5 protein-coding genes are annotated in these 5,286 nt (G+C 63.8%); all 5 read right to left on the minus strand.

Annotation, left to right across the window (positions count from 1 at the left end; genetic code table 11):
* Positions 1 to 2: 2 nt before the first annotated feature.
* Entirely contained in the window at positions 3 to 971 is a 969-nt protein-coding gene (locus WCB02_RS09085; protein WP_423957645.1) for an ABC transporter ATP-binding protein, read from the minus strand.
* Positions 968 to 1,948 (minus strand): ABC transporter ATP-binding protein, encoded by a 981-nt coding sequence (locus WCB02_RS09090; RefSeq protein ID WP_423957647.1) that lies wholly within the window; start codon positions 1,946 to 1,948, stop codon positions 968 to 970. The genes WCB02_RS09085 and WCB02_RS09090 overlap by 4 nt, the downstream gene beginning before the upstream one ends.
* Positions 1,948 to 2,865, minus strand: coding sequence for an ABC transporter permease (locus WCB02_RS09095; RefSeq protein WP_423957648.1), 918 nt, complete (start codon positions 2,863 to 2,865; stop codon positions 1,948 to 1,950). The genes WCB02_RS09090 and WCB02_RS09095 overlap by 1 nt, the downstream gene beginning before the upstream one ends.
* Positions 2,831 to 3,790: an ABC transporter permease gene (locus WCB02_RS09100; RefSeq protein ID WP_423957650.1), complete on the minus strand. Its 960-nt coding sequence runs from the start codon at positions 3,788 to 3,790 to the stop codon at positions 2,831 to 2,833. Before WCB02_RS09100 ends, WCB02_RS09095 begins: the two co-directional genes overlap by 35 nt.
* Positions 3,791 to 3,817: 27 nt before the next feature.
* On the minus strand, positions 3,818 to 5,286 hold a 1,469-nt coding region (locus WCB02_RS09105), incomplete at its 5' end, for a peptide ABC transporter substrate-binding protein (RefSeq protein WP_423957652.1).

Here is a 5,286-nt window from a genome sequence, read left to right on the forward strand (position 1 = left end):
CATCAGGCCAGATGACAGGCCACGACATGTCCGCCACCACCCTCTTTAAGTTCGGGTGCGGTCTCCCGGCAGCGTGGCTCGGCCTTGGGGCAGCGGGTATGGAAATGGCAGCCCTGCGGCGGGTTCATCGGGCTCGGCACATCGCCTTGCAGTCGGATCCGCTGGCGCTTCACCTTCGGGTCCGGCACCGGCACGGCGGACAGCAGCGCCTGGGTATAGGGATGCTGGGGATGGCGGTAGAGGTCGCTGGCCCGAGCGATTTCGACGATACGGCCGAGATACATCACCGCGACGCGGTCCGAGATGTGCTCCACGACCGAGAGATCATGGGCGACGAACAGATAGGTCAGGTTCAGTTCGCTCTGCAGATCTTCCAGCAGATTGAGCACCTGCGCCTGGATCGAGACGTCGAGTGCCGAGACCGGCTCGTCACAGACGATCAGCTTGGGTTCGACCGCGAGCGCGCGGGCGATTGCGACGCGCTGGCGCTGGCCGCCGGAAAATTCGTGCGGATAGCGCCGCATGTGCTCGGCCTTGAGCCCGACCTTGACCAGCAGGCTCGCCACCCGGTCATCGCGCTCGGCGGCCGATGCGGCGAGCTTGTGGATGATGAAGGCCTCGCCGAGGATCGCGCCGATGGTCATGCGCGGATTGAGCGAGGCGAACGGATCCTGGAAGACGAGTTGCATGTTGCGCCGGATCGCGCGCAATTCCTTGCGGCCGGCGTTTGTTACATCCTGCCCGTCAAACACGACCTCGCCCGACGTCGGCTCGATCAGGCGCAGGATGCAGCGGCCCGTGGTGGATTTGCCGCAGCCGGATTCGCCGACCAGTCCGAGCGTCTCGCCGCGATGAACCGAAAACGACACGCCGTCGACCGCATGGACGCGGCCGACCTCGCGCGACAACAGGCCGCCCAGCACCGGGAAATGCTTTTTCAGATTGGTGACGCGCAGCAAGGGTTCGCTCATGGCGTCACGTCGAGGTGGCAGGCGATGCGATGGCGTGGCGCGATCTCGCGCAGCACCGGCTCCTGCTCGCTGCACACGCTGACGGCATATCGACAGCGCGGCGCAAAACGGCAACCGGGGGCGGGATCGATCAGGATCGGTACGGCCCCGCCGATGGTCTCGAGCCTCGTTTTGTGTTCGCTGTCGAGGTCCACGCGCGGAATCGAGCGGATCAGGCCCTTTGTATAGGGATGCCGTGGATTTTTGAACAGCTCGTCGACGCTGGCCTCCTCCACGATCTTGCCGGCATACATCACCACGACGCGCTGGGCGGTTTCGGCCACCACCCCCATCGCATGGGTGATCAGCATCACCGCCATGCCGAGGCGCTCTTTCATGTCCTGCAACAGGTCGAGAATCTGCGCCTGGATGGTGACGTCGAGCGCGGTGGTCGGCTCATCGGCGATCACGAGCTTGGGCCGGCAGGCGAGCGCCATCGCGATCATGACGCGCTGGCGCATACCGCCCGAGAACTGGTGCGGATAGTGCCGCACGCGCGCTTCGGCGTTGGGAAGCTGCACGAGTTGCAGCATCTCCACCGTGCGGGCGAGCGCGTCCTTTTTCGACAGACCTTCGTGGCGCCGCAGGCTCTCGGCGATCTGCTCGCCGATCGTGAGCACCGGATTGAGCGAGGTCATCGGCTCCTGGAAGATGAAGCCGATCTCCTTGGCGCGGATGTCGTCGAGCTGCCTGTCGTTGAGCGGCACGAGGTCGCGGCCCTCGAACAGAATCTGGCCGGCGACGATACGCCCCGGCGGCATTGCGATCAGCTTCAGGATCGACATCGCCGTGACGGTCTTGCCGCAGCCGGATTCGCCGACCACACACAGCGTCTCGCTCCTGTCGATCGACATGTCGACGCCGTCGACGGCCTGCACGATGCCATCATCGGTCGCGAAGTGGGTCTTCAAGCCCCTGATCTCGAGCAGGGGCGGCATCAGATCACCTTTCGGGCATCGAGCGCATCGCGCAGCCCGTCGCCGATGAAATTGATCGACACCACCGCGATGAAGATCGCGCCGCCCGGAAACAACGCCCAATGGGCGGCGATGTCGAGATAATCCTTGGCGTCATAGAGCAGGCGGCCCCAGGTCGGGGTATCCGGCGGAAAGCCGAGACCAAGAAACGACAATGTCGATTCAGCGATGATGGCGGCAGCCACGTCGACCGTTCCGGCGATGATGACCGGCCCGAGCGCGTTGGGCAAAATGTGGCGCACCACCTGGCGCATCGGGCTGGCGCCGAGCGCGCGGGCGGCTTCGACGAATTCCTTTTCGCGCAGCGACAGGAACTGGGCGCGCACCAGGCGAGCCACCGGCATCCAGCGCAATCCCCCGATCACCAGCACGATCAGGATGAAGATGCCACCCTCGGGACCGAAGGCAGCCTTGAGGGCGTCGCGGAACAAATAGATCAGGAGCAGCAGCAACGGCAATTGCGGTAGCGAGAGAAACAGATCGGTCAGCCACATCAGCGCGTGCCCGAGCGCGCCGCGCGACATGCCGGCCAACGCGCCGATCAGCGTGCCGACGAACACCGAGACCAGCATCGCGGCAAGCCCGACGGCAAGCGAGATGCGCCCGCCATAGATCATCCGGGCCAGGATGTCCTGTCCGAGATCGTCGGTGCCGAAGGGATGCGCGAGCGATGGCCCATCGAGGCGCGAATTGACATCGATGTCGTCGATGGCGACCCGCCAGACAAAGGGGCCCACCACCACCGCCGCGATCAGGACAAGCAGCAGCACCGCGCTGACGACGGCGAGCTTGTGGCGGCGATAGCGCCGCCAGGTCTCGCGCCACGGCGAGCTGGCGCGCCGCTCAGCGGAAGGCAATGCGAGGGTCGAGCCAGCCATAAAGCACATCCGCAATCAGGTTGAACAGCACCACGAGGCACGCGAACACGAAGGTCACGGCCATCACGACCGGCGTATCATTGGCGAGAATGGACGAGATCAACAGCGAGCCGATGCCGGGAATCCTGAAGATCTGCTCGGTGACGATGGCGCCGCCGAACACCGCGGGCATCTGCAGCGCGACCAGGGTGACGACCGGAATCATGGCGTTGCGCATCGCGTGCTTGACGATGACGCGGGCCTGCCCCAGTCCCTTGGCGCGAGCGGTGGTGACGTAATCGAGCCGGACCACGTCGAGCATGGCCGAGCGCACGAAGCGCGTCATCGAGGCGGCCTGGAACAGCCCGAGCACCATGACGGGCATGATGGCCTGCCGCAGCTCCTCGACCAGCCAATAAACGCCGGTCGCATGGATGTCGGTCGTATAAACGAACGGCAGCCAGTCCAGCTTGACCGAAAAGATCAGGATGAACAGGATGCCGGTGAAGAAGGTCGGCAGCGAAAAGCCGATGAAGGCAAATGTGTTGGCGATCTGGTCGAACAGCGAATAGGGCCTGGTCGCGGCATAGACCCCGACCGGGATCGCGATCAACAGTGCCAGCAATTGCGCAGAACCGATCACGTACAGCGTGGTCGGCAGCCGCTGCAGGATGAGCGTGTCGACATTGATCCTGCTGACAAAGGAAAAGCCCCAGTCGCCCTGCATCATGGCATGGAGCCAGTGCAGGTAACGGAGATAGATCGGGTCGTCGAGGCCGAATTTGAGCCGAAGCGCGAGGCGCACGTCGGGCGGCACGTTGGGATTGGTCGCAAGCTCGCTGAAGGGATCACCGGGTGCGAGCGCGAGCACCGTGAACAGGACGAGCGAAATGCCGAGCAGGCTCGGAACGGCGATCAAGAGGCGACGCAGGACATACTGGCTCATGAGGGCGCAATCCTCCGACGTCCGTCCTTACGCATCCTCCCGGTACCAGTTGTGCAGATTGTCGGTGTCTCCGGCCCAGCCGCTGATCACCGGCCGCAGCGTATTGGCGCAGGCACTCACCTTCAGGCGGTGCATCACCGGGATGAAGACAGTGTCCTGCCACAGCAAATCGTTGCACTTGATGTAGAGCGCCGCGCGCTTGACCGGGTCAGTTTCGTTCTCGGCCGCGTCAATCGCAGCGTCGTAGTCCGGGTTCACATAGCGCGGAAAGTTCGTGCCCTGCCACTTGTTCTCCTTGCTGGCGACGAAGCGCGACTGGTAGCGGCGCATATGCTGGGCCGGGTCGGGCTGCGTCATCGGGATCTGGAACATCTCGATATCGGCGTTGAACTTGGCATAGGTGTCGGGATTGCCGACATCGGAGGAGAAGAACACGGAGGCCACCACCGATTTCAGCTCGACCTCGATCCCGGCCTTCTGACAGGCCTGCTTGACGATGGCCTGGGTCTTCTGGCGCGGGCCGTTGATCGAGGTCTGGAACAGGAGTTTCAGCCGCTTGCCATCCTTCTCGCGGATGCCGTCCGCGCCCGGTTTCCAGCCGGCATCGTCGAGCAGCTTGGCCGCCTTCTCGACGCTGAACTCCCGCGACGTGTTCTTGGAGACGAATTGCTCGGGCCCATTGAGGAAATTGGGCGTGATGCGCCCGGCGCGACCGTAGATGATCTTCTTGATGGCCTCCTGATCAACCAGCAGCGCGAGCGCCTTGCGCACGGCCGGATCGGAGAACAGCGGATGCCTGGTCTTGATCGAGGAACGCTCGCCGTCGACCTCGGTATAGGGATCGGTGAAGTTCAGCGCGATGAATTCGGTGTCGCCACCCACCGCATAGATGGTCTTGCCCTTGCCGCCCTTCTCGAGGCGAAGCAGGATATCGTCCTCTACCTGGATGAGGTAGCCGAAATCATACTCGCCGGTCTGGATCACGGCGCGCGCCGCCGAGACGGCATCGCCGCCGCCCTTCAGCTCGACCGTGTCGAAGTAGGGGCGGTTGGGCATGTGGTAGTCGGGGTTGAGCTCGCCGCGGATGAGGTCGCCCGGCCTGAACTCGATGAACGTGTAGGGGCCCGTACCGACCGGCTTCAAATTGGTCGGCGCGTCGCGGGATTTTTCGCCCGTGTAGTCCGCGAACAGGTGTTTGGGGAGGATGCAGCCAATAACCCCGACAAAGGCCTCCGCCCAGAACGGGGTCGGCTTGCTGAACAGGATGCGCACGGTGAGATCATCGACCTTCTGGACGGTGATTTCGCGATAGGTGCCGATCGTCACCGCCGCGGTGGCGGGATTTTTGACATACTCCCAGGTGAACACCACGTCATCGGCCGTGAAGGGCTGGCCGTCGTGCCATTTGACGCCTCCCTTGAGCTTCCAGGTGACCGACTTGCCGTCGGCGGTCAGGCCGCCGTTCTGGATCGAGGGAATTTCGGTCGCGAGAATGG

Origin of the sequence: Bradyrhizobium sp. (assembly GCF_049581145.1) — a bacterium.
GTDB lineage: Bacteria > Pseudomonadota > Alphaproteobacteria > Rhizobiales > Xanthobacteraceae > Bradyrhizobium.

Coding starts and splice junctions, on each gene's coding strand:
- WCB02_RS09085 (WP_423957645.1), bottom strand. CDS start 971: ATGAGCGAACCCTTGCTGCGCGTCACCAATCTGAAAAAGCATTTCCCG.
- WCB02_RS09090 (WP_423957647.1), bottom strand. CDS start 1,948: ATGCCGCCCCTGCTCGAGATCAGGGGCTTGAAGACCCACTTCGCGACC.
- WCB02_RS09095 (WP_423957648.1), bottom strand. CDS start 2,865: ATGGCTGGCTCGACCCTCGCATTGCCTTCCGCTGAGCGGCGCGCCAGC.
- WCB02_RS09100 (WP_423957650.1), bottom strand. CDS start 3,790: ATGAGCCAGTATGTCCTGCGTCGCCTCTTGATCGCCGTTCCGAGCCTG.